General features: G+C 63.3%; 21 protein-coding genes and 1 pseudogene. 15 read left to right on the forward strand and 7 right to left on the reverse strand.

Features of this window, described 5'->3' with window-relative positions; all coding sequences use genetic code 11:
* Positions 1-35: 35 nt before the first annotated feature.
* The 10 genes from H163_RS0119480 to H163_RS0119525 all read left to right on the forward strand — a co-directional run bounded on the left by H163_RS0119480 (position 36) and on the right by H163_RS0119525 (position 8,650).
* Positions 36-371: an FtsB family cell division protein gene (locus tag H163_RS0119480; protein ID WP_026356083.1), complete on the forward strand. Its 336-nt coding sequence runs from the start codon at positions 36-38 to the stop codon at positions 369-371.
* 175 nt (positions 372-546) lie between these two features.
* Positions 547-1,596: a pyruvate dehydrogenase (acetyl-transferring) E1 component subunit alpha gene (gene pdhA, locus H163_RS0119485; RefSeq protein ID WP_019966302.1), complete on the forward strand. Its 1,050-nt coding sequence runs from the start codon at positions 547-549 to the stop codon at positions 1,594-1,596.
* A gap of 15 nt (positions 1,597-1,611) precedes the next feature.
* Positions 1,612-3,003, forward strand: a complete 1,392-nt coding sequence (locus H163_RS0119490) for a pyruvate dehydrogenase complex E1 component subunit beta (RefSeq protein ID WP_019966303.1) — start codon at positions 1,612-1,614, stop codon at positions 3,001-3,003.
* 16 nt (positions 3,004-3,019) lie between these two features.
* Complete coding sequence (locus H163_RS0119495; protein WP_019966304.1) at positions 3,020-4,336, forward strand: pyruvate dehydrogenase complex dihydrolipoamide acetyltransferase; 1,317 nt, start codon at positions 3,020-3,022, stop codon at positions 4,334-4,336.
* 92 nt (positions 4,337-4,428) lie between these two features.
* Positions 4,429-5,874: a dihydrolipoyl dehydrogenase gene (gene lpdA / locus H163_RS0119500; RefSeq protein ID WP_019966305.1), complete on the forward strand. Its 1,446-nt coding sequence runs from the start codon at positions 4,429-4,431 to the stop codon at positions 5,872-5,874.
* Positions 5,875-6,005: 131 nt separating this feature from the next.
* On the forward strand, positions 6,006-6,254 hold the full coding sequence (locus H163_RS0119505) for a GlsB/YeaQ/YmgE family stress response membrane protein (RefSeq protein ID WP_019966306.1): 249 nt from the start codon (positions 6,006-6,008) through the stop codon (positions 6,252-6,254).
* A gap of 81 nt (positions 6,255-6,335) precedes the next feature.
* Positions 6,336-6,572, forward strand: coding sequence for a GlsB/YeaQ/YmgE family stress response membrane protein (locus tag H163_RS0119510; protein ID WP_019966307.1), 237 nt, complete (start codon positions 6,336-6,338; stop codon positions 6,570-6,572).
* A gap of 53 nt (positions 6,573-6,625) precedes the next feature.
* Positions 6,626-7,075, forward strand: coding sequence for an acyl-CoA thioesterase (locus tag H163_RS0119515; RefSeq protein ID WP_026356084.1), 450 nt, complete (start codon positions 6,626-6,628; stop codon positions 7,073-7,075).
* A gap of 54 nt (positions 7,076-7,129) precedes the next feature.
* Positions 7,130-8,113 (forward strand): lipoyl synthase, encoded by a 984-nt coding sequence (gene lipA, locus H163_RS0119520; RefSeq protein WP_019966309.1) that lies wholly within the window; start codon positions 7,130-7,132, stop codon positions 8,111-8,113.
* A 57-nt stretch (positions 8,114-8,170) separates the two neighbouring features.
* Positions 8,171-8,650 (forward strand): type II toxin-antitoxin system RatA family toxin, encoded by a 480-nt coding sequence (locus H163_RS0119525; protein WP_026356085.1) that lies wholly within the window; start codon positions 8,171-8,173, stop codon positions 8,648-8,650.
* On the opposite strand, the gene H163_RS23250 is transcribed toward H163_RS0119525, so the two are convergent.
* The 4 genes and pseudogenes from H163_RS23250 to H163_RS24840 all read right to left on the reverse strand — a co-directional run bounded on the left by H163_RS23250 (position 8,637) and on the right by H163_RS24840 (position 11,606).
* Complete coding sequence (locus H163_RS23250; protein WP_051105435.1) at positions 8,637-9,092, reverse strand: hypothetical protein; 456 nt, start codon at positions 9,090-9,092, stop codon at positions 8,637-8,639. The two genes, H163_RS0119525 and H163_RS23250, sit on opposite strands and share 14 nt — an antisense overlap.
* Positions 9,093-9,264: 172 nt before the next feature.
* On the reverse strand, positions 9,265-9,732 hold the full coding sequence (locus H163_RS23810) for a hypothetical protein (RefSeq protein WP_019966312.1): 468 nt from the start codon (positions 9,730-9,732) through the stop codon (positions 9,265-9,267).
* A gap of 94 nt (positions 9,733-9,826) precedes the next feature.
* Positions 9,827-10,321: a CinA family protein gene (locus H163_RS0119540; protein WP_019966313.1), complete on the reverse strand. Its 495-nt coding sequence runs from the start codon at positions 10,319-10,321 to the stop codon at positions 9,827-9,829.
* Between the two features lie 17 nt (positions 10,322-10,338).
* Positions 10,339-11,606 (reverse strand): annotated as a pseudogene (locus H163_RS24840) (bifunctional 2-C-methyl-D-erythritol 4-phosphate cytidylyltransferase/2-C-methyl-D-erythritol 2,4-cyclodiphosphate synthase).
* Between the two features lie 217 nt (positions 11,607-11,823).
* Between H163_RS24840 and dusB the strand changes: the two are divergent.
* Genes dusB through ntrC form a run of 3 tightly spaced genes read left to right on the forward strand, consistent with a single transcriptional unit; the run spans position 11,824 to position 15,424 of the window.
* On the forward strand, positions 11,824-12,840 hold the full coding sequence (gene dusB, locus H163_RS0119550) for a tRNA dihydrouridine synthase DusB (RefSeq protein ID WP_019966314.1): 1,017 nt from the start codon (positions 11,824-11,826) through the stop codon (positions 12,838-12,840).
* Positions 12,837-13,982, forward strand: coding sequence for a two-component system sensor histidine kinase NtrB (locus tag H163_RS0119555; protein ID WP_026356087.1), 1,146 nt, complete (start codon positions 12,837-12,839; stop codon positions 13,980-13,982). The genes dusB and H163_RS0119555 overlap by 4 nt, the downstream gene beginning before the upstream one ends.
* 2 nt (positions 13,983-13,984) lie before the next feature.
* Positions 13,985-15,424 carry a nitrogen regulation protein NR(I) gene (ntrC, locus tag H163_RS0119560; protein ID WP_019966316.1) on the forward strand — a complete coding sequence of 480 codons (1,440 nt, stop codon included), beginning with the start codon at positions 13,985-13,987 and terminating at the stop codon, positions 15,422-15,424.
* Positions 15,425-15,688: 264 nt separating this feature from the next.
* Here ntrC and H163_RS0119565 read toward each other — a convergent pair whose 3' ends face one another.
* Genes H163_RS0119565 through H163_RS0119575 form a run of 3 tightly spaced genes read right to left on the reverse strand, consistent with a single transcriptional unit; the run spans position 15,689 to position 20,574 of the window.
* A complete protein-coding gene (locus tag H163_RS0119565; RefSeq protein ID WP_019966317.1) occupies positions 15,689-16,816 on the reverse strand; it encodes an ABC transporter permease in 1,128 nt (375 codons plus the stop codon).
* Between the two features lies 1 nt (position 16,817).
* Positions 16,818-19,583, reverse strand: coding sequence for a ribosome-associated ATPase/putative transporter RbbA (gene rbbA, locus H163_RS0119570; protein ID WP_026356088.1), 2,766 nt, complete (start codon positions 19,581-19,583; stop codon positions 16,818-16,820).
* 7 nt (positions 19,584-19,590) lie between these two features.
* Positions 19,591-20,574: an HlyD family secretion protein gene (locus H163_RS0119575; RefSeq protein WP_019966319.1), complete on the reverse strand. Its 984-nt coding sequence runs from the start codon at positions 20,572-20,574 to the stop codon at positions 19,591-19,593.
* Positions 20,575-20,821: 247 nt separating this feature from the next.
* Here H163_RS0119575 and H163_RS0119580 point away from each other — a divergent pair, with 247 nt between their 5' ends.
* Both H163_RS0119580 and ntrX read left to right on the forward strand, forming a co-directional pair.
* Positions 20,822-23,104 (forward strand): sensor histidine kinase NtrY-like, encoded by a 2,283-nt coding sequence (locus tag H163_RS0119580; RefSeq protein ID WP_019966320.1) that lies wholly within the window; start codon positions 20,822-20,824, stop codon positions 23,102-23,104.
* On the forward strand, positions 23,094-24,461 hold the full coding sequence (gene ntrX, locus H163_RS0119585) for a nitrogen assimilation response regulator NtrX (protein ID WP_019966321.1): 1,368 nt from the start codon (positions 23,094-23,096) through the stop codon (positions 24,459-24,461). The genes H163_RS0119580 and ntrX overlap by 11 nt, the downstream gene beginning before the upstream one ends.
* The last annotated feature ends 10 nt before the right edge of the window (positions 24,462-24,471 follow it).

A 24,471-nucleotide genomic window follows, 5' to 3' on the forward strand; every position in this document is an offset into this window, starting at 1 on the left:
CAAGTAGAGACCCCACGTGTCCAGTAGGTCGTCAAGTGTCCGCAACCACCCGTCAGCGCAAAAAATCCTTTCTCGGCAGTCTCGTTATACCGGTCGCCTCTGCTGCTGTGCTTGGCTATTTCGCCTTTCATGCGGTGAATGGAGAATTCGGCATGGCCGGGCGCGAGCGTCTGGACCGTCAGGTGGCTCAGCTTGAGGCGGAACTGGCAGACATCAAGTCTGTACGTGAGCATCTGGCCACCCGTGTGGCGCTGCTGCGCCCGGAAAGCCTTGATCCGGATATGGTGGATGAGCGCGCCCGCGTTATTCTCAACGTGGTGCAGGCAGATGAGCTGATCATCATGCGCAGCAGCTCCGTTGCGGCACGGTAACCGGAAAACGGTTTATATCGCCAAAATAACCAGAATCAGGTTAAGTTGTAAAAATCAAATCATTTCAGATGGTTGGTCAGTATTACTGCGCTGCACTCAACCTCTTGGATTGACAACGGCAAGCGGTTACCTTCCGCTTGCTGTCTAGGGGAAACGCCACGCAGAGACGAGGGACATGGCCGCTACAAAACAATCTTCCGCCGGTGCACGCGCGAAGGGCGCGTCCGGTCAGGGTGGTGCGGGCAACGCTGCTGCCGCCATCGCAAAATTCACGAAGGACGAAGAGCTTCACGCCTACCGTGAAATGCTCCTGATCCGCCGCTTCGAAGAAAAGGCCGGCCAGCTTTACGGCATGGGCCTCATCGGCGGTTTCTGCCACCTTTACATTGGTCAGGAAGCTGTCGTCGTCGGCATGCAGATGGCCAAGGTGGATGGTGACCAGATGATCACCGGTTACCGCGACCACGGCCATATGCTGGCCATGGATCTTGACCCGAAGGGCGTCATGGCCGAGCTGACCGGCCGCCGTGGCGGCCTGTCGAAGGGCAAGGGCGGCTCGATGCACATGTTCTCCAAGGAGAAGCACTTCTACGGCGGTCACGGCATCGTCGGTGCGCAGGTCGCGCTCGGCACCGGTCTTGGCTTTGCCAACAAGTACCGTGGCAATGGCAATGTTGCGATGGCCTTCTTTGGTGATGGTGCGTCCAACCAGGGCCAGGTCTACGAGAGCTTCAACATGGCCCAGCTGTGGAAGCTTCCGGTCGTGTATGTGATCGAGAACAACAAGTACGGCATGGGCACGAGCGTGAACCGCGCTTCGGCCAACACCGACCTGTCCCAGCGCGGCGCCTCCTTCGGCATCCCGGGCGAACAGGTGGACGGCATGGACGTGCGCGCCGTTAAGGCAGCCTCCGATCGGGCGCTCGCCTGGTGCCGCGAGGGCAATGGCCCGTTCATTCTGGAAATGGTGACCTACCGCTACCGCGGCCACTCCATGTCCGACCCGGCGAAGTACCGCTCCAAGGAAGAAGTCGACCGCATGCGCGGCGAGCACGACCCGATCGAACAGGTCCGTGCGCGTCTGCTCGAGAACGGCTGGGCCAGCGAGGATGACCTCAAGGGCCTCGACAAGGACGTGCGCGCCATCGTTGCCGAAGCGGCAGAGTTTGCGCAGAACGATCCGGAGCCGGATGTGTCCGAGCTCTACACCGACATTCTGCTTTAAGGCCGGGGGGAATACATGCCGATCGATATTCTGATGCCGGCTCTCTCGCCGACCATGGAAGAGGGCAAGCTGTCCAAGTGGCTCAAGGCCGAGGGCGACAGCGTGAAGTCTGGCGACGTGATCGCCGAAATCGAGACCGACAAGGCAACCATGGAAGTGGAAGCCGTGGACGAAGGCACCATGGGCAAGATCCTGGTCGCCGAGGGCACCGAGAACGTCAAGGTCAACACGAAGATCGCCGTTCTCCTCGCCGAAGGCGAAGATGCCTCTGCGATTGATGCCAGCGCTCCGACTCCGGCTGCTGCACCGGCTCCGGCCGCTGCTGCTGCGCCTGTTGCTGCCGCTCCGGCTGCCGCTGCGCCGGTTGCCGCGCAGCCCGTCACGTCCGGCACTGCCGACAGCGACGCACCGGCCGGCACCGAAATGGTGTCCATGACCGTGCGCGAAGCACTGCGTGATGCCATGGCCGAGGAAATGCGCCGCGACGGCGACATCTTCATCATGGGTGAGGAGGTTGCCGAGTACCAGGGCGCCTACAAGATCACGCAGGGTCTTCTGGACGAGTTCGGTGCCAAGCGCGTCATCGACACGCCGATCACCGAGCACGGCTTTGCCGGTCTTGCCACGGGCGCTGCCATGACGGGCCTGAAGCCCATCGTCGAGTTCATGACGTTCAACTTCGCCATGCAGGCGATTGACCACATCATCAACTCCGCTGCCAAGACGCTCTACATGTCCGGCGGCCAGCTTGGCGCTCCGATTGTGTTCCGCGGCCCGAACGGCGCTGCGGCCCGCGTGGGTGCACAGCACAGCCAGGACTATGCCTCCTGGTACGCCCACATTCCGGGCCTCAAGGTCATCCAGCCCTGGTCGGCTGCCGATGCCAAGGGCCTGCTGAAGGCGGCCATCCGCGACCCGAACCCGGTCATCTTCCTCGAAAACGAGATCCTCTACGGTCAGTCCTTCGAGGTTCCGAAAGTCGATGATTTTGTCCTGCCGATTGGCAAGGCAAAGATCGAGCGTGCCGGTACGGACGTGACCATCGTCTCCTGGGGCATCGGCATGACCTATGTCATGAAGGCCGTGGACGAACTGGCAGCTCAGGGCATCTCGGCGGAAGTCGTGAACCTGCGCACCATCCGTCCGCTCGACATCGACACGGTGCTCGCCTCTGTCCGCAAGACGGGCCGCTGCGTCACGGTGGAAGAAGCCTTCCCGGTCTGCTCGGTTTCCTCGGAAATCGGCTATCAGGTTCAGGAAAAGGCCTTCGACTTCCTCGACGCCCCGATCCTGCGCGTGACCGGCAAGGACGTTCCGATGCCCTATGCCGCAAACCTTGAAAAGCTGGCTCTGCCGTCTGTCAAGGAAGTCATCGACGCCGTGAAGGCTGTCACCTACAGGGACTGAGGCGAGGGAGGCCGCAATGCCGATCAACATCACAATGCCGGCCCTCTCTCCCACCATGGAAGAGGGCAACCTGGCCAAGTGGCTGGTGAAGGAAGGTGACAAGGTTTCTCCCGGCGACGTGATCGCCGAGATCGAAACCGACAAGGCGACCATGGAAGTGGAAGCCGTGGACGAAGGCACGGTCGCAAAGATCGTCGTCGCCGCTGGAACGCAGGGCGTGAAGGTCAACAGCCTGATCGCCGTGCTCGCCGGTGAAGACGAGGACGTTTCGGCGGTCTCTGCAGCTCCGGCTGCCGCGCCCGCCAAGGCGGAAGCTGCTCCGGCTCCGGCCGCTGCTGCACCGGCATCTGCCGGCCCGGCTCCGGTCAGCGCATCGGGCGAGCGCATCTTTGCCTCGCCGCTTGCCCGCCGTCTGGCGTCGCAGAGCGGTCTGGACCTCAAGGCCATCGCAGGCTCTGGCCCGCATGGCCGTATCGTCCAGCGCGATATCGAAGCCGCCCTGAAGTCCGGCACCGGCAAGGCCGCTCCGGCTGCTGCCGCCGCAGCTCCTGCCGAGGCTCCGAAGGCCGCTGCCGCTGCAGCGCCCGCCGGCCCCCCCAAGGAGCAGGTGCTCAAGCTCTTCGCCGAAGGCTCTTACGAGCTGGTGCCGCACGATGGCATGCGCAAGACCATTGCCAAGCGCCTCACCGAGTCCAAGCAGACGATCCCGCACTTCTACGTGTCGGTTGACTGCGAACTCGACGCGCTTCTGGCCCTGCGCACCCAGCTCAACGACGCTGCGCCGAAGTCCAAGGACGGCAAGCCTGCCTACAAGCTCTCGGTCAATGACATGGTCATCAAGGCCATGGCTCTGGCCCTGCGCGATGTGCCGGATGCGAACGTCTCCTGGACGGACGATGCCATGGTCAAGCACAAGCACGCCGATGTCGGCGTTGCCGTGTCGATCCCGGGCGGCCTGATCACCCCGATCATCCGCAGCGCCGAGCAGAAGGCCCTGTCCACCATCTCCAACGAGATGAAGGATCTGGGCCAGCGCGCCAAGGACCGCAAGCTGAAGCCGGAAGAGTACCAGGGCGGCACCACCGCCGTGTCCAACATGGGCATGATGGGCGTGAAGAGCTTCTCTGCCGTGGTCAACCCGCCGCATGCCACCATTCTGGCGGTCGGCGCGGGCGAGCAGCGTCCTGTCGTCAAGAATGGCACACTGTCCGTGGCCACTGTCATGACTGTAACGCTCTCCACCGACCACCGCTGCGTGGACGGCGCTCTGGGTGCGGAACTTCTCGGCGCCTTCAAGGGCTACATCGAGAACCCGATGAGCATGCTGGTCTGAGTGACCCTCAGCGAGGCCCCGGCAGGTCCGGGGCCTTTCTGTCTTGAAAACAGAACGCGACATTCTTGCGAAACAAAGGCGAGGGAACTTCCATGGCCGATAGCTATGACGTCCTCATCATCGGGTCGGGCCCCGGCGGTTATGTGACCGCGATCCGTGCGGCCCAGCTCGGCTTCAAGACTGCCATTGTCGAGCGCGAGCATCTGGGCGGCATCTGCCTCAACTGGGGCTGCATTCCGACCAAGGCGCTGCTGCGCTCCGCTGAAATTCTCGATCACGCCAACCATGCCAAGTCCTACGGGCTGAAGCTGGAAGGCAAGATGACGGCTGACATCAAGGATGTGGTTGCCCGTTCGCGCGGCGTTTCGGCCCGCCTCAACGGCGGCGTCGGCTTCCTGATGAAGAAGAACAAGATCGACGTCATCTGGGGTGAAGCCAAGCTCACCAAGCCGGGTGAGATCGTAGTCGGCAAGTCTTCCAAGCCCGCCGTCGAGCCGCAGCACCCCGCGCCCAAGGGCGTGAAGGGCGAAGGCACCTACGCGGCCAAGCACATCATCATCGCCACCGGTGCCCGTCCGCGTGCGCTGCCCGGCATCGAGCCGGATGGCAAGCTGATCTGGACCTATTTCGAGGCGATGAAGCCGGACTTCATGCCGAAGTCGCTGGTCGTGATGGGCTCGGGCGCCATCGGCATCGAGTTCGCGTCCTTCTACCGCTCCATGGGCGTTGACGTGACTGTCGTCGAAGTCATGTCCCAGATCATGCCGGTGGAAGATGCCGAAATCTCCGCCATCGCCCGCAAGGCACTGGAAAAGCGCGGCATGAAGATCATGACCGAAGCGAAGGTTGCCAAGGTCGAGAAGGGCGCCAATTCCATTACCGCCCATGTGGAGACCAAAGACGGCAAGGTGACCCAGATCACCGCTGACCGCCTGATTTCCGCTGTCGGCGTCCAGGGCAACATCGAGAACCTCGGCCTCGAGGCGCTTGGCGTGAAGACCGACCGCGGCTGCGTGGTCATCGACGGCTACGGCAAGACCAACGTTCCGGGGCTTTATGCCATCGGTGACGTGGCTGGCCCCCCGATGCTCGCCCACAAGGCCGAGCATGAAGGCGTCATCTGCATCGAGAAGATCGCAGGCCTGCCGGGCGTTCACGCCATGGACAAGGGCAAGATTCCGGGCTGCACCTACTGCAACCCGCAGGTCGCTTCTGTCGGTCTGACCGAAGCCAAGGCCAAGGAACTGGGCCGCGACATCCGCGTCGGCCGCTTCTCCTTTGCAGCCAACGGCAAGGCCATTGCTCTGGGTGAGGACAATGGCCTCATCAAGACCATCTTCGACAAGAAGACCGGCGAACTGCTGGGTGCCCACATGGTCGGCACGGAAGTGACCGAGCTGATCCAGGGCTTCGTTGTGGCGATGAACCTCGAGACGACCGAGGAAGATCTGATGCACACGATCTTCCCGCATCCGACCCTGTCGGAAATGATGAAGGAAAGCGTTCTGGACGCCTATGGGCGGGCGCTGAACGCCTGACGGAAACCCTGCAGGGCCGCCCTCGCATGAGAGGCGGCCCTCTTGGCATTATTACTAGGCCGTAGCTCTTGCGGAACCTCGATGGTGTCTTCAGTGTTGATAAGGCAGCACGTCAATAGGGAGACTGCATCATGACACTTCAGACCGTGATCATCTGGGCGCTGATTGGCCTTGTTGCCGGGTGGATCGCCAGCTTCATCACTGGCGGCGGCGGGTTGATCCGCTACATCCTGACCGGTCTTGCCGGTGCCGTCGTTGGCGGCTTTCTGATGCATTACTTCGGGTTTTCTCTGAACCTGGGCAATGCCATTGCCAACGAGATTGCCGTTGCGGCCATCGGCGCCGTCGTTGTTGTCTTCGTCGCCCGCATATTGGCCTGATCCTACCGGCCTGAGCGGAGGGTATTCCGGAGCAACTGAGCGCTTCCGGCGGCAGTGCCGGAAGCAGGGGAGGCACAGCGCATGATTTTCTGGATTATCATCGGGCTGCTGGCTGGCGCCATCGCCCACCGGGTGCTGGACAGCCGGGGCGGCTTTTTCGGCTCCCTCGTCGTCGGGCTGATCGGTGCGCTTGTCGGCGGCAAGCTCGCCGAAATGCTGCGGCTCAATCTGACCGGCGGCTTCATCGACCAGCTGGTTGTGGCGACAGTCGGGGCCATTCTGTTCCTGTTCGTCTGGCGCAAGATCAGAGGCCGCTGACAGGCGCACAGGAGAAGGGCGCCGCAGGATAAAGGTGAAGGGTAGGGGGCATTATGCCGGGTGATTTGCCAAGTCTGAGTGACTATCCGCTGCACAGCGAGGACAAGCTGCGCTATCGCGACACGGACCGTCAGGGCCATGTCAACAATGCTGTCTTCGCCACCTTTCTGGAGACCGGACGTGTCGAGGTCTTCTTCCAGGCCAGTGCGGGCGCGGCGCAAGCACTGGCGGATGCCGGGGCGAGCTTTGTACTTGCCCGTCTGGAGCTGGACTTTCTCGCTGAGGTGACATGGCCCGGCAAAGTGCAGACCGGCACGAGGGTCGTCTCCGTCGGCCGCAGTTCCATTACACTCGATCAGGCCGTTTTCCAGAACGGCAAATGCGTGGCGCGGGCAAGTTCCGTGGTGGTGCAGATGGATGAAACCACCCGGAAATCGCGTGCCCTCTCGCCCGAACTGGCTGCAAGACTGACCGCGCTGAGCGGATCTTCCGAAAACGCATGACACCGCGGCAAAGAGGCACTTGACCTTCGGCGCTGCTCACGACATTTGGATGCCATGGTAACGATCCTCGACACCCTGAACCGTCCGGCTCCCGCGCAGAGCGCAGACGATGCGAAGCCCCGGCATCCGGAAAAGGCCCACAGGCCCGACAATCCGGTGGCCCGGAAACCTGCGTGGATTCGCGTCAAGGCGCCGACGTCGCCGGTCTACCGCGAGACCCATCAGGTGGTGCGCGAGAACAAGCTCGTCACCGTGTGCGAGGAAGCGGGCTGCCCGAACATCGGCGAGTGCTGGTCAAAGAAGCACGCCAGCTTCATGATCCTCGGCGACACCTGCACCCGCGCCTGCGCCTTCTGCAACGTGCGCACTGGAATGCCGGGGGCGGTGGACAAGAACGAGCCGGAGGGAATCGCCACGGCAGTGGCCACCATGGGGCTTGAGCATGTCGTCATTACTTCGGTGGACCGGGATGATCTGGATGACGGCGGTGCAAACCATTTCGCCGATGTGATCGCCGCGATCCGCGCCAAGGCGCCGAAGACCACCATCGAGGTGCTGACGCCGGACTTCCTGCGCAAGGAAGGCGCGCTGGAGATCGTCGTGAAGGCCAAGCCGGATGTGTTCAACCACAATCTGGAAACGGTGCCGTCGAAGTATCTGAAGGTGCGCCCCGGCGCCCGCTATTTCCATTCCATCCGCCTGCTGCAGCGGGTGAAGGAACTGGATCCCACCATGTTCACCAAGTCCGGCATCATGGTCGGCCTCGGCGAGGAGCGCAATGAAGTGCTTCAGCTGATGGATGACCTGCGGACGGCGGACGTGGACTTCCTCACCATCGGCCAGTATCTCCAGCCCTCGAAGAAGCATCATCCGGTGCTGTCCTTCGTGACGCCGGAAGAATTCAAGGCCTATGAGAAGATCGCCTATGCCAAGGGCTTCCTGAAGGTGTCCGCCAGCCCCCTGACCCGCTCCTCCCATCATGCGGGTGAGGATTTTGCTGACCTGAGGGCCGCACGCGCTGCAAAGCTCGGCCATTGACACAAAGAACCGCGCCGGCGGGCTGCATGACAGTCTGCCGGGCCAGAAGAGACTTACATGCCGTCATTTGAATCGAGCCGGGACGTGGCCCACAGCGCCAGCGACATGTTCGACCTTGTTGCCGATGTGGAGAAGTATCCCCAGTTTGTGCCCCTGTGCCAAAGCCTCGTGATCCGTGGCCGCAAGCCGCTGGATGAAACGCGCGAGGTTCTGGTGGCCGACATGACGGTCGCCTACAAGCTGTTCAAGGAAACCTTCACCAGCCGCGTGGTGCTGGACAGGCCGAAGAACCAGATCCTCGTGGAATATCTGGACGGCCCGTTCCAGCATCTGGAGAACCGCTGGACCTTCCAGCCGCACGAGACTGGCGGCTGCAGCGTTGGTTTCTTCATTTCCTATGATTTCAAGAGCCGGACTTTTGCGGCCCTGATGGGCGCCATGTTCGACATGGCCTTCCGCAAGTTCGCTGCTGCCTTCGAGGCGCGTGCCGATGAAGTCTATGGCCGCAAGGCGGCTGTTCCGGTCACCGCCCGGTAAAGGCGCGGCGTATTTCCTGGAACCTGAACTCCCGTGGAGGAGGGGCTTCACCGGTCAGGCCCCGCTCCACATTGGTGGGCAGATTGAGATCCTGAACCTTCACCTGCTTGTGCGGATTGCGGCAGACAGCCTGCCACCGGCCGCTGGTGTTGCTCTCCAGATTGAGTTCAAAACCGTCGTCTGCCTCTTTCTGCGTCCAGGCAACTGTGGTGGGACGGACCCAGAATTGCGAGCCGCAATACTCCACGGCCATGAAACCCTGCTGTTCCCGGCGAAGCACCACATGGCTGCCGCGAAAGCGGCCCTTGTCTCGTGAAATAATGTGAAATTCGCCCGATTGCTGCTGCCCGGCCGTTTGTGTTGCAGTCTGGGCCAGGGCCGTCGCCGGCCAAAGGCTGACGGCAATAAAAACGGCCAGAAGAACACCAGCAAGGGTTGCCACGGCACAGTTCCCTGTGTTGAGCCAGGCGTGTGGTCGCTTGCAGGTTGCGCCGACCTGCCTGTCACTTTTTGCGACCAGAAGTTTTGCCTGCAAAGAAGGCAATATCAAGTCAATCCTGCGTCAGCCTTGCGGTAGGTGTGCGAAAGCACGCATTTGGCCGCTTGAGTGCGTGTTACTGCTGATGGTAGGAGCCCTTGGGCTTTCCGCCGGATTTGTTGGCGAAGGCTTCGCTGATGCGCGACAGTTTGCTGCCTGTCGGCGCCACAACGGCCGAACCTTCGTTGCTGAGAATCAGCGGGTCCTCGTCGCTGCCGATGTCCGCCATGGAGACGTGATTCTCTGCCTTGGCACAGACCTCCACCCAGCCGCGTCCGTTGCTGTATTCCAGCCTGACAAGGCGCTTGTTCTCAACTTCCACCAGGCTCCAGGCCACAGACTTGGGCCGGACCCAGACCCTGCGGCCGCAGTATGCAACGGCAACATACCCGGCTGCCTGCTCTTCAAGCACCTGATGGCTCCCATAAAAGGTGCCATCGGCTTGCCGCGAGATGAGATAGAAATCTCCCGCTTTCACCACTTCTTCGGCCCGTGCCGGAAGAAGGGATGCAAGAGCTCCCGCCAGAATAATCAAGACGCGCATAACAACCTGCCCCGTTGTCAGCGCCGGGCCAGCAGATACGCAGGCTCAGCACAAGTGCCATGCTATAGTATAGCCGTCTTGATATTCCCTTCTGTCAGTCGATCAAATTTGACAGAATCTCCAGGGCCGTTGCGGCTGACAAGGTGCGGACTGTGTCGCGCCCCTGATCACCGAAGCGGCAAGCCAGATGCCGTGTCTGCCTGCCTTTTCCTGCGGCTGCAAAATGGACGAGGCCGACCGGCTTTTCCGGCGATCCCCCGCCGGGGCCGGCGATGCCTGTAATGGCAACGGACACATCTGCACGCGAATGAGACAGCGCCCCTTCCGCCATCGCGCGCGCCGTTTCTTCGCTGACGGCACCCACGCGGGCGAGCACCTCTGCGGGCACGCCCAGCATCTCCATCTTCGCTTCGTTGGAGTAGGTGACAAAACCCCGGTCAAGAACGGCGGAAGATCCGGCGATCTCCGTCACCAGCGCGCAGACCATGCCGCCGGTGCAGGATTCAGCCGCCGTCATCATCAGCCCTTTGCTCTTCAGCTTCAGGACAAGCGCCTCGGCCTGCGGCCGCAACTGTGTCAGATCGGTCATGGGAGCCTCCGGAGGGGTCAGTCCCCCAAATCTGGCAGACGGACGGTTGCCGTGGCAAGCGCTGCAATGCCTTCGCGCCGGCCGGTGAAGCCGAGCTCTTCCGAAGTGGTGGCTTTCACCGAAACCCGTTCGACCGGCAGGGAGCAGATGGCGGCGATGCTGCGCCGCATATCCTCGCGCACCGGGCCGATCTTCGGCGCTTCGCAGACGATCGTCACATCCAGATGCGCCACCCGCCCGCCGCGGGCGGCCACCAGAGACAGGGCATGCTGCAGGAACCTGTCCGAGGATGCGCCCTTCCACTGCGGATCAGAGGGGGGGAAGTGACCGCCGATGTCCTTGCCGGCGATGGCGCCGAGAATGGCATCGGTAAGCGCATGCAGCGCCACGTCCGCATCGGAGTGGCCCTTGAGGCGCTTGTGGAAGGGTATGGCAATGCCGCCGAGAATGACTGCATCGCCCTCTTCGAAGGCATGCACGTCATAGCCGTTGCCGGTGCGGATATCCGGCAGTTCAGACCAGGGCTTCATGCTGGCTCCTATTCGCTTTGCGGCCGGCGGAGAAGCACGGCCATGGCGCGCGCCCGGTCAAGGTCCGCGCGGGTTGTCACCTTGAAGGTTTCGGCGGCCCCTTCCACCAGCTGAACGCGCAGGCCTGCCCATTCGGCCAGGGATGTGTCGTCGGTGAAATGGTCCTGCCCCAGAACGGCGGCCTTGCGGTGCGCTCCGAGCAGAGGCTCGAAGGCGAAGCCCTGCGGTGTCTGGGCGGCCCATAATCCGCTGCGGTCCACGGTTCCGGTGGCATAGCCGTCCGGCCCGGCGCGCTTCAGCGTGTCATGCACGGGCAGGGCGGCCAGCACGGCCTGTTCTCCGGCCTGAAGGGCAGCCGCCATGCGCTCAAGTGTGACGGCCATCAGAAAGGGACGGGCGGCATCATGCACCAGCACATGGGCGGGAAGGTGCTCTTCCGGCCGGGAGGCGAGCGCCTCAAGCCCGGCATGCACGGACGCCTGACGGGTGGCGCCGCCGATGGCGGGCGGCAGAATTCTTTCGCGCATGGCCGGTTGCACTGCCGCCAGCGATGCTTCATAGAGGCCGCCATCATCGGCATGGATCACGACAAGCGCATCAGCCACATGCGGGCTTTGCAGGATGGCCTCCAGCGTCCAGGCCAGCATGGGCCGGTCGTCGAGGGCAAGATACTGCTTGGGGCACCTGTCCTGTGGATCTGCGAGACGCGTTCCGCGTCCGGCAGCGACGATCAGGGCAGATGTCTTGCGCGTCATCGAGGGTTTCCGCTGGTGGCGCTGCCTCACGCGCCGGGGCAATCAGGACTGCCAGCCGCCGCATATGGACAGTTTTGAGGCAGGCCGCGTTTCGTGCCTGTCTCTTAAGGGTTTTCCGGGGTTGTTCTCAACTCATTTTCAGAAGCTGTTACAACTTGTCCCTTGCCGCAATGCAAAAAATGTCTAATGTGTAGGCAAATCGAGATATGCACACGATATGAGCACACCTGCAGCTGCACGTTTTGAGAGTTCCCTGAAGATCGGTCCGCATGTTCTGGCGAACCGGGCCTTCCTTGCGCCCATGTCCGGTGTGTCGGATCTGCCCTTCCGCAAACTGGCGGCGCGCTTCGGTGCGGGACTCGTCGTGTCCGAGATGGTGGCCTGCGAACAGCTGGTGGAAGGCGATGCCGAAACCCGCGCCCGGGCGGAAGGCGAGGGGCTGGACCTGCATGTGGTGCAGCTGGCCGGACGTGAGCCGCACTGGATGGCGGAAGCGGCGCGCATCGCGGAAGCTGCGGGCGCGGCCATCATCGACATCAACATGGGCTGCCCGGCCAAGCGCGTCACCACCGGCTATTCCGGCTCGGCCCTGATGCGCGATCTTGATCACGCACTGACGCTGGTCGAGGCGACCGTGGAGGCCGTCTCCGTGCCGGTAACGCTGAAGATGCGCCTAGGCTGGGACCGGGACTGCATGAATGCGCCGGAGCTGGCGCGCCGCGCACAGGACGCGGGCGTGCAGCTTGTCACCGTGCATGGGCGCACCCGCAACCAGTTCTACAAGGGCGAGGCCGACTGGCAGGCGATCCGCGCTGTGACCGAGGCCGTCAGCATTCCCGTTATCGCCAATGGCGACTGTGTGTCCATCGATGCGGCGGAGACGATGCTGGAGCAGTCCGGCGCCGATGGGGTGATGGTTGGCCGTGGTGCCTATGGCCGCCCCTGGCTGCCTGGGCAGATCGGCGCTCATCTCAACGGCACAGAGCCGCAGCCTGCGCCCGAGGGAGACGCCCTCGGCGATCTGGCGCTGGAGCATTACGACGCCCTCATTGCCCTTTACGGGCTGGAGCTGGGCCGGCGCATCGCACGCAAGCATCTGGGCTGGTATCTGGACCAGACCGCCGATGTGCCAGCCGCCCTGCGTCAGGAAATCCTGACCAGCGACAGCCCTGCCACCGTCACGCGGCTTGTCCGCAGCTGGTTTTCTGATCAACCCCAACGGAGCGCCGCATGACAGGACCGTCTGCGAAATCCGTGGAAGGACGCACCGAGGCCCTCGCCACCGACGGCCCGACCATTCTGGACTCCTTGCCACACCCCGTACTTCTGGTCGCTCCCGATGGAGTGATCGAGGCCGCCAACATGGCCGCCGAAATCTTCCTGCGCTCATCCGTATCCTTCCTGCGGCGGCACACGATTGATTACTTTGTGCCCTTCGGCAGCCCGCTCCTGACACTGATCGAGCAGGTGCGCGAGCGCGGGGCTCCGGTCAACGAGTACAAGGTGGACATCGGCTCGCCGCGCATCGGCGCCGAACGGGTGGTGGACATTCACGCAGCCCCCGTGGTGGAGCGTCCGGGTGCGGTGGTGCTGATGTTCCAGGAAAGGGGCATGGCGGAGAAGATCGACCGCCAGCTGACCTCGCGCGGGGCGGCCCGCACCGTCACCGGCCTTGCGGCCATGCTGGCCCATGAGATCAAGAACCCGCTCTCCGGCATCCGGGGCGCAGCCCAGCTGCTGGAACAGTCCGCGAGCGAAGAAGACCGGTCGCTGACCCGTCTGATCATGGACGAGACCGACCGGATCGTGAAGCTTGTCGACCGGATGGAAGTCTTCTCCGACGAGCGCCCGATCGAGCGCGAGCCGGTCAATATCCACGTGGTGCTGGACCACGTGAAGCGGCTGGCGGACACGGGCTTCGGGCGCGGCAAGCGCATCATCGAGGAATATGACCCGTCACTGCCGCCGGTCTATGCCAACCGCGACCAGCTGGTTCAGGTGTTCCTCAATCTGGTGAAGAATGCCTGCGAAGCCATCGGCGATGATCCCGATGGCGAGATCCGCATCACTACTGCCTTCCGTCCCGGTGTGCGCCTGTCGGTGCCCGGCACCTCGGAAAAGGTCAGTCTGCCGCTGGAATTCTGCGTCAAGGACAACGGCCCCGGCGTGCCGGAAGACCTGATGCCGCATATTTTCGAGCCCTTCATCACCACCAAGACCAACGGCTCGGGCCTGGGCCTCGCGCTGGTGGCCAAGATGATCAGCGATCACGGCGGCTTCATCGAATGCGACAGCGCGCCCCGGCGCACCGTTTTCCGCATCCTGATGCCTGCCTTTACCGAACCTGAAACCTCCTCCAGCGACAGGACCGCCTGACCATGCCGACCGGCACCATTCTTGTTGCAGACGACGATGCCGCCATCCGCACCGTGCTCAATCAGGCCCTGTCCCGGGCCGGCTACACCGTCCGCCTGACGTCCAACGCCGCAACGCTATGGCGCTGGGTCAGTTCCGGCGACGGCGATCTGGTGGTCACCGATGTGGTGATGCCGGACGAGAACATCTTTGACGTTCTGCCGCGCATCAAGAAGCTGCGGCCCGATCTGCCGGTCATCGTCATGAGTGCGCAGAACACCTTCATGACGGCGATCCGCGCTTCGGAAAAGGGCGCCTACGAGTATCTGCCCAAGCCCTTCGACCTCAAGGAACTGACCGGCATCATCGCCCGCGCCCTCGAGGAGCCCAAATCCCGCCGCCCGGCGGAAATGGATGACATGGGCGAGGCCATTCCGCTGGTCGGCCGCTCGCCTGCCATGCAGGAAATCTACCGGGTGCTCGCCCGTCTGATGCAGACCGACCTGACGGTCATGATCAACGGCGAGAGCGGCACCGGCAAGGAACTGGTCGCCCGCGCGCTGCATGATTACGGCAAGCGCCGCAATGGGCCTTTCGTGGCGATCAACATGGCCGCCATCCCGCGTGACCTGATCGAGGCGGAACTTTTCGGCCACGAGAAGGGCGCTTTCACCGGCGCGCAGGCCCGCTCATCCGGCCGCTTCGAGCAGGCCGATGGCGGCACGCTGTTCCTAGATGAAATCGGCGACATGCCGATGGAGGCGCAGACCCGGCTCTTGCGCGTGCTGCAGCAGGGCGAATACACCACCGTCGGCGGGCGTACGCCCATCAAGACGGACGTGCGCATCGTCGCCGCCACCAACAAGGATCTGCGTCAGCTGATCAATCAGGGCCTGTTCCGCGAGGATCTGTTCTTCCGCCTCAACGTGGTGCCCATCCGCCTTCCGCCGCTGCGCGAGCGCGTGGAGGATATTCCGGATCTGGTGCGCCACTTCTTTGCGCTGGCCGAAAAGGAAGGCCTGCCGGCCAAGCAAATCGATCAGGCGGCGATGAACCTGCTGCGCCGCTACCGCTGGCCGGGCAACGTGCGCGAGCTGGAAAACCTCGTCCGGCGTCTCGCCGCGCTCTACCCGCAGGATGTCATCGGCGAGGGGCTGATCGAGCAGGAGCTGAGCACGCCCGCCGTCACCAGCGCCATTGAGGAGCCCACCGGCGAAATCAATCTCGGTCAGGCGGTCGAGCGCTATCTCAACACCTACTTCGCCAATTTCGGCGATGCCCTGCCGCCTCCGGGCCTCTATCACCGCATCCTGCGGGAAGTGGAATATCCGCTGATCAGCGCCGCCCTTGCCGCCACGCGGGGCAACCAGATCAAGGCGGCAGAGCTTCTCGGCGTCAACCGCAACACCCTGCGCAAGAAGATCCGCGATCTCGACGTCCAGGTGATGCGCTCCAGCCGCTGAGGGGCTGGACAAGGGGACATGAAAGAAGGCCCGGATGCGTCAGGCATCCGGGGCATCAATTGGGGGAAAGACGTTTTCCTGCCTCTCCATCGTCATCCCGGACGCGCCCCGCGCGATCCGGGACCGGTGAGCCGGGGTGAAAGCTGGTTGTCCCCTGAACCACAGCCGATGGGCCTTGGCTCACCGGTCCCGGCTCTCGCGCTGCTCGGCCGGGATTGACGATGGAGAGGGCGTGCACAGCGAGGGCTGCGTTCCTGCAGTCCCTCAATGCGCTGCCGCGATCGATTTGCGGAAGCGGATGGCGGCGAGGGTGAAGAGGAGGAGGCCGACGAGGGTCATGGCAACGAATTTCGGCCAGACGATCCAGAAATCCGCCCCCCGGTAGAGCACCGCCTGCGCCATGCTGACGAACTGGGTGGAGGGCACCGCGCTCATCAGCGTGCGCAGCATCAGCGGCTGGCTCTCGATCGGGGTTTCGCCGCCGGACAAGAGGTTCATCGGCAGGATCGTGAGGATGAACAGCAGCCCGAACTGGGGCATCGAGCGGGCGATGGTGCCCAGCAGGATCCCCAGAGCCGAGGCAAAGAAGAGATAAAGGGCGGTGCCGCTCAGGAACAGGGCGACGGAACCGGCAACCGGCACGCCCAGAAGCTGCTCGATGACGATCTTCAGCGACAGCCCGGCGACCACGAGAATGACGAGCCCATTGGCCCAGACCTTGGCCATCATGATCTCGAAGGGCGTCAGCGGCATGGAGAGCAGATGCTCCAGCGTGCCATGCTCGCGCTCGCGCATCACCGCAGCACCGGTCAGAACCACGGTCAGCATGGTGATGTTGTTGATGATCTCCATGATGGCCGAGAACCAGGAACTGCTGAGATTCGGGTTGAAGGCATAGCGGATGATGAGATCAACCGGCATTGCCGCCGCCGCAATGCCCCGGCCGTGCTGATAGCGGGCGATCTCCTGGGCGAAGGCCTGCGCGATGTGATTGGCGCCCGTTCCGGCCTGCATCATGGCTGTGGCATCGATGTTGAGCAGGATTTTCGGAGCGTTGCCGCGCACCACGTCCGCCTCGAACCGCTCCGGAATGACCAGCACGAAGGAATAGGCCTGCGTGTCGAGGCCCCGGTCAATCTCCGCGAAGCTGATCAGTTCCGGCTTGCGGAACTCCGGCGGCCGCAGGGTGTCGATGAGCTGCCGGGACAGGGGCGAGCGGTCCTCATCAACTACGGCAACGGCCACGTTGTTGAGGTCCGAGCGCATGCCGTCGGCCGCCATATAGACCCCGGCACTGAAGGCCCAGAGAATGAGGATCAGCAGCACCGGATCACGCCGCAGGCTCTGCAGTTCCTTCAGTCCCAACCGGAAAATACTGGTCAGCCTGTCCATCTCAGCGCTCCTGCCTTGGCAAAAGCAGGGCGCAGGCGGCAAGCACGAGTGGGGCGACCGGGGCCAATGCCCAGAAATTTGCCGAGAGATCAGCAAAGCCCAGCCCCTTGGTGAAGGTGCCGACGCTGATGGTCATGAAATGGGTGGTCGGATAGAGCGAACCGATCACCGCACCGGCGCCTGTCAGCGAGGAGACCGGCTGCAGCATGCCGGAGAACTGCACTGCGGGCAGAACCGTGCCGATGGCCGTGCCGAAGATCGCGGCGACCTGCGTCGAGGTGAAGGTGGAGAACAGCAGGCCGATGGCGGTGGTGGCACAGACATAGAGCAGGGCGCCCGCCGTCAGTGTCAGCAGGCTGCCTTTCACCGGAACGCCGAAGACAACCGTCGCCATCAGCATCATCAGCGTGAAATTGACCATGGCGATGGCCACATAGGGAAGCTGCTTGCCCATCAGGAACTCAAGCGGCGTCACCGGCGTCACATAGAGATTGGTGATCGAGCCCAGCTCCTTTTCCCGTACCACCGAAACGGCGGTCAGGATCGCCGGAATGAACACCAGCAGCAGCGCCATCACCGAAGGGGCTATGGCATTGATGCTCTTGAAGTCCTGATTGTACCGGAAGCGCGGTTCAATGCTGGCAGCGGCAAAGACCGGGGTCTCGCCGAAGCGCTGGCGGTATTGCTCGGCGATATAGGACTGATGCAGCCCTGTGACATAGCCTGCAATCGTATTGGCCCGGAACGGCATGGAGCCGTCGATGGTGGCGGCGATCTCAGGCGTTTCGCCGCGCAGCAGCGCCTTGCCGAAGCCAGGCGGAATTTCGACGGCGAGCGAAATGTTGCCGGCCCGCATCCTTGAGAGGATCTCGGCCTCGCTGGTGAGCGGCGCCTGTTCCTTGAAATAGCGCGAGCCCGACATGCTTTCGGCATATTGCCGGCTTTCGAGGGTCCGGTCATGGTCCAGCACCGCATAGGTGAGATCATTCACGTCCGTGGTGATGCCGTAGCCGAAGACCAGCATCAGCAGCATGGTGCCCGCCAGCGCCACGGCAAGGCGTACCGGATCACGCCGCAACTCCTTCGCCTCGCGCAGGGAATAGGCCATGAGGCGGCGCTTCGACAGGAAGCCCTGCCGACGTTTCTGTGGCTTGGCGGGCGGCCCGGCTGCAGCAGCCAGCGCTGCCTGCGCCTCTGTTGCCGGCTGCGCGGGAGCGGAAGCGCCTTCAAGCGCGCTGATGAAGGCCTCTTCCAGAGTGGCAGCGCCGTAGCTGCGCACCAGCTCGTCCGGCGCGCCGCAGGCCAGCACCTTGCCCGCATGCATCAGGGAAATGCGGTCGCAGCGCTCACCTTCGTTCATGAAATGGGTGCTGAGGAAGATCGTCACCCGGTCCTTGCGGGCCAGGTCAATCAGAAGGCTCCAGAACTCGTCCCGGGCAACCGGATCAACGCCGGAAGTCGGCTCATCGAGAATGAGCACATCGGGCCGGTGGACGATGGCAACGGCCAGCGACAGGCGCTGGCGCACGCCAAGGGGCAGGGCGCCGGGCAGGGCATCGGCATGATCCGTCAGGCGGAAGGTCTGCAGCAGTTCATTGACGCGGCCAGGGATTTCCGCTGTGGGCATATGGAAGAGCTGGGCATGCAGCGTCAGGTTCTGGCGCACCGTCAGCTCGCCATAAAGCGAGAAGGCCTGCGACATGTAGCCAACCCGCTTGCGGGTGTTCAGGTTGCGCGCATCGATCTCCTCGCCGAAGAGCCAGGCCTTGCCTTCGCTGGGCGGTAGCAGACCGGTCAGCATCTTCATGGTGGTGGACTTGCCGCAGCCGTTGGACCCGAGAAAGCCGAAGATTTCGCCGCGCCGGATCTCGAAACTGACATGATCAACGGCAGTGAAGCTGCCGAAGCGCTGCACCAGATCCTGCGCAACAATGGCCGGGCCCTCGCCGTCGCCTTCATAAGGCGGCACGGTGAGGCTCTGGTGCGGCTGGCTCCGGTATTCCGGCAGCAGGTTGACGAAAGCGGCCTCCAAGGTTGCGGCCTGTCCTTTTTCCTTCAGGTCCGCCGCGCTGCCTTGCGCCAGTATTTTCCCGCCATGCATGGCCACCAGATGGCCGAAACGTTCCGCCTCGTCCATGTAGGCGGTGGCGACCACCACAGTCATCCCCGGGCGGGATGTGCGGATGGTGTCGATCAATGTCCAGAACTGGCGGCGGGACAGGGGATCAACGCCCGTGGTCGGCTCATCCAGAATGAGCAGGTCCGGATCGTGAATGAGCGAGCAGCACAGCCCGAGTTTCTGCTTCATGCCGCCGGAGAGTTTCCCTGCCGGGCGGTCAAGGAAGGGATCAAGGCCGGTCGCAACGGTCAGCTCCGCAATGCGGCGCTGGCGTTCCCGCCCGTCCTGACCAAAGAGGCGGCCGAAGAACTCCAGGTTCTCCGCAACCGTCAGGTCCATGTAGAGGTTCTTGCCAAGGCCCTGCGGCATGTAGGCGATGCGCGGCAGCACGGCGCGGCGGTGGCGGGCATTGGCCATATCGCCGCCGAGCGCCTCCACCGTGCCTGTCTGGATCTTGCGGGCGCCCGACAGCAGCGCCAGCAAGGTGGATTTGCCGACGCCATCCGGTCCGATGAGGCCGATCATGCCGCCTGCGGGCAGAGCGAGCGTCACCCCGTCCAGCGCCCGTGTCTTGCCGTAGAGGTGCGACACGCCGGTCAGACGCGCCACGGTGGAAGCGGGCGAAGCCTGCAAGGGGGCGTGTGTCATGGCCGCCTCACCGGGGTGCCGGCAGACGCACCGCCAGAGACTCCGGCCATGCCACGGGCGGCGCCATCATCACGTAGGCCTCGCCGGGCAAACCGGTGCGGACCATCTCCAGATATTCGGTCAGCAGGGCCGGATCGATGCGCAGCTTGACGCGGAACATCAGCTTGTCCCGCTCGGAGCGGGTCTCCACTTCGCGCGGGGTGAACTGGGCATCGGCGGCGACGAAGGAGACGCTGGCCGGGATCACCAGATCGGGAGCCGCATCCAGCACGATCCGCGCCTCGGCATTGATGAACACGCGGCCGACACTGGCGGTCGGCAGATAGACGGTCATGTAGACGTCGGTGAGATTGAGCAGTGTCAGCACACGGCCCCCGGCTGCCACCACTTCACCGGGCTCGGCCAGCCGGTATTGCACGCGGCCGGTGATCGGCGCGGTCAGGACGCTGTCGCGGATCAGGGATTCGATCCGGGCCACCTCGGCCTGCGCTGCCGTGACGGTGTTGCGGGCATTGGCAAGCTGTGCCCGGGCCGCTCTGAGTGCGGCTTCTGCGGTTTCGCGGGCGGTCTGGCGCTGGTCCAGCTCCTGCTGCGAGACGTGGCCGTTTTCCCGCAGGGTCTTCGCACGCTCAAGGGACTGATCCGCCAGCTTCAGTTCGCTCTCGCGCTGTGCAATCAGTGCTTCTGCCGTATTGGCCGCGTCACCGGCGGCGCTGACCTGTGCCACGGCGCCAGCCTTGCGGGCATCCAGTTCATCCGTGTCGATCCGGGCGAGAACCGTACCGGCCTCTACCAGATCGCCTTCCCGGACAGTCACTTCCAGCACCCGCCCGCCTGTCTTGGCCGCAATCTGGACGGTTTCGGCTTCGATGCGGCCGTTGGCTGTAGCGATCTCAGGCGGAAGTGTGGGGCGTGTTGCAAACCAGGCAAAGACGGACCCTGCAATGACGGCAACAACCGTTGCAACGGTCAAAAGGATTTTCTTCGTCATCTTTGCTTCAGCCCCTATGAAAGCAGATCACTGTTCAGCATATTATTTGAGGTTCACATCCGTCCTCCTGATTTATGGACACGGGTCCTTTGCTTATGCAACGGCGAAGAGGTCCGTAGTGACGCGGACCTGTTGCAGCTTTGGCCGCAATCTTGTCGCATTTAGGCAACAGTGTGTGGTACCAAAGCCGCGCATATGTGTTTGCGTTGCACTTCTGATTCTTCCCTTCGCCTTGCCTTGAGGACTGATGATACTGGAACGTGACCCGCCCGCGGATTTGGACCAGGGGTCGCGCGGCCGTGCTGGCCGCAGAGCCGGTCTGGCCGTGATGCTGGCCGCTCTCCTGGCGATTTCTGTCACCTTTGCCGTGCTGACGGGACTGACCCCGATTGCTCCGACGCCGGAAGTCGTCTGGGTTGCGATGATGGTCAATGGCGGGCTTGGCGCGGCTCTTGTCGGCATCATCGGCCGGGAAATCTTCAAGCTTGTGCAGGCACGGCGCAGGGGCAGGGCGGCGGCTCGGCTGCATGTGCGCATTGTCGCCATGTTCAGCCTCATCGCCGCAGTGCCGGCCATCCTGATGGCAATTCTTGCGGCCATCACGCTCGATCAGGGCCTCGACCGCTGGTTCGAGCAGCGCACACGCCAGATCATCGACAATGCCCTGACTGTGGCGCAGGCCTATCTGCAGGAACATGCGCGCGTGCTGCGCGGCGATCTGATCGCCATGTCGCAGGATGTGGATCAGGCCAAGGCGGTCTATGAGTTCGAGCCCACGCGCTTCGATGCCTTCTTCGCCGGTCAGGCACAGCTGCGCGGCATCGTGGCAGCGTTCCTGCTGAAGGCGGATGGCACGGTCGTCACCCGCGTCATCCTGGTGCCCGATGTCAACATCCTGCTGCCGCCAAATGACGTCTATGCCAAGGCGGATGAGGGAGAGGCGGTTCTGATCGCTCCGGGCCGGTCCAATCTGGTCGGGGGCATCGTCAAACTGGATGCCTATGACGGCATGTATCTCTATGTTGCCCGGACGGTGGATCAGCGTGTGCTGGATTACCAGCGCCTCGCCGAAGAAGGGGCAAGTGAATACAGCCAGCTGGAGCGCAGCCGCTTTGGCGTGCAGATCGCCTTCGCGCTCGTCTATCTGGGCGTGGCGCTGGTGCTGCTGCTGTCCGCCATCTGGATCGGCTTCGGCTTTGCCAACCGGCTCGTGTCGCCCATCCGGCGTCTGATTTCGGCGGCGGATCAGGTGTCCAAGGGCAATCTCTATGTGGAGGTGATGACCGAGAAGTCGGAAGGCGATCTCGCCAATCTCGGCACCACCTTCAACAACATGACCGGCCAGCTGCGCGGCCAGCGCGATGCGCTGCTGGCGGCCAACGAGCAGATTGACCGCCGCCGCCGTTTCACCGAAGCGGTTCTCTCCGGCGTTACCACCGGCGTGATCGGCATCGATGATGACGGTGCCATCACGCTCGTCAACCGGTCGGCGCGGGATCTGCTGAGGGTGGAGGAGAGCGAGATCCTCGACCGTCCGCTGGCTGATGTCATTCCGGAGCTGGCCGGGTTTGTCAGCGAGGCGCTGGCGAAGGAGAGCGAGCGGATCAAGGAAACGCAGATTTCGCTGCGGACAGGCGGGCGGGAGCGCACGGTGAATGCACGCATCACCACCGAGCTTTCCACCCGGCGCGAGCATGGTTTTGTGGTGACCCTCGACGACATCACCGACCTTGTGTCAGCACAGCGCAATTCGGCCTGGGCGGATGTGGCAAGGCGCATCGCCCATGAAATCAAGAATCCGCTGACCCCGATCCAGCTGTCTGCCGAGCGCATCCGCCGCCGCTATGGCAAGAAGGTGGAGGACGACCGCTCCGTCTTCGACCAGTGCATCGACACGATCATCCGGCAGGTCGGCGATATCGGCCAGATGGTGGACGAGTTCTCTTCCTTTGCCCGCATGCGCAAGCCCGCCAAGTCCATGGCTGACCTGCGCAACACGGTGCGGGAAGCTGCTTTCATGCAGAGCGTCGGCAATCCGGAAATCGAGGTGAAGACCGATCTGCCGGAAGAGAGCATCGAAGCCTGTTTTGACAGCCGCCTGATCGGTCAGGCACTCACCAACGTGATCAAGAATGCCGCCGAGGCCATCTCCGGCCGCAGCGGAGACAATTTGCCCAAGGGCCGCATCCGCATCCGGCCGAGGCATGACGACGGCAAGGCCGTGATCGATGTCATCGACAATGGCATCGGCCTGCCCAGCCAGGAGCGGCAGAAGCTGCTGGAGCCCTACATGACGACGCGCGAAAAGGGCACCGGCCTTGGCCTCGCCATCGTGCGCAAGATCATGGAAGACCACAATGGCAGCATCGAGCTGCTGGACGCGCCGGACCTTGCCCCGGACGAAACCGGCGCCATGGTGCGCCTCATCATCGGACAGCCCGCCACCGAAGACAGCACGGCGCAAGCCGGAAGAGCGGAGTCCGGAACCCCATCCGACATCAAAGAACAAGTGACGAGCCATGGCCTATGACATCCTGATCGTCGATGACGAGACCGATATCCGTGAGATGATCGCCGGCATCCTTGATGACGAGGGCTATGGCACGCGCACGGCCAGCGATAGTGACACGGCGCTTGCCGCCATCAAGGAGCGGCGGCCGTCCCTCGTGGTGCTGGACATCTGGCTTCAGGGCAGCCGCCTCGACGGGCTGGCGCTGCTGGACGAGATCAAGGCCCAGGACAAGGATCTTCCGGTCGTCATCATTTCCGGCCACGGCAATGTGGAAACCGCCGTTTCCGCCATCAAGCGCGGCGCCTATGACTATATCGAGAAGCCGTTCAAGGCCGACCGGCTGCTGCTGATCACGGAGCGCGCGCTGGAAGCCTCCATGCTGAAGCGCGAGATCCGCGACCTGAAGCAGCGCAGCGGCGATGCCTCCCGCTTCATCGGCGAGTCCTCGGCCATCAACCAGCTGCGCCAGACCATCGAACGGATCGCCGGCACCAACAGCCGCATTCTGATTTCCGGCCCGTCGGGCGCGGGCAAGGAACTGGCCGCGCGTCAGGTGCACGAGCTGTCGCCGCGCGCGAAGGGGCCGTTCGTTGCCATCAACGCTGCCACCATCACCCCCGACCGCATGGAGGAGGAACTCTTCGGCATCGAGGATGAAGGCGGTAACCTGCGCAAGGTTGGCGCGCTGGAAGAGGCGCATGGCGGCACGCTCTATCTCGATGAAGTGGCCGACATGCCGCGCGAGACGCAGGGCAAGATCCTGCGGGTGCTGGTGGACCAGACCTTCACCCGCCTTGGCGGCTCCACCCGCGTGCAGGTTGACGTGCGCATTCTTTCCTCGACCGCCCGCAATCTCGAAGAGGAAATCGCCAACGGCGCCTTCCGCGAGGACCTCTACCACCGCCTTGGCGTCGTGCCGCTGCGCGTGCCGGGGCTGGCCGAGCGGCGCGAGGATGTGCCGATCCTGGTGCGGCACTTCATGGAGCAGATTTCCGCCTCCGCAGGCCTGCCCATGCGCCGCATCGGCGATGATGCCATGGCAGTGCTGCAGACCCACGACTGGCCGGGCAACATCCGCCAGCTGCGCAACAATGTGGAGCGGCTGATGATCCTCACCCGGGCAGACCCCGAGGCCGTGATCACGGCGGATCTCCTGCCTTCGGAAGTCGGCTCCATGGTGCCAAGCCTTCCGGCCAATGGCGGCGGCGAGCATCTGATGTCCATGCCGCTGCGCGATGCACGCGAAGTGTTCGAGCGCGAATATCTTCAGGCGCAGATCAAGCGCTTTGGCGGCAACATCTCGCGCACCGCAGAATTCGTGGGCATGGAACGTTCAGCCTTGCATCGCAAGCTGAAGTCGTTAGGTCTATCGTGAGACTAGCGCA

Origin of the sequence: Pannonibacter phragmitetus DSM 14782, assembly GCF_000382365.1 — a bacterium.
In the GTDB taxonomy this organism is placed as follows: domain Bacteria; phylum Pseudomonadota; class Alphaproteobacteria; order Rhizobiales; family Stappiaceae; genus Pannonibacter; species Pannonibacter phragmitetus.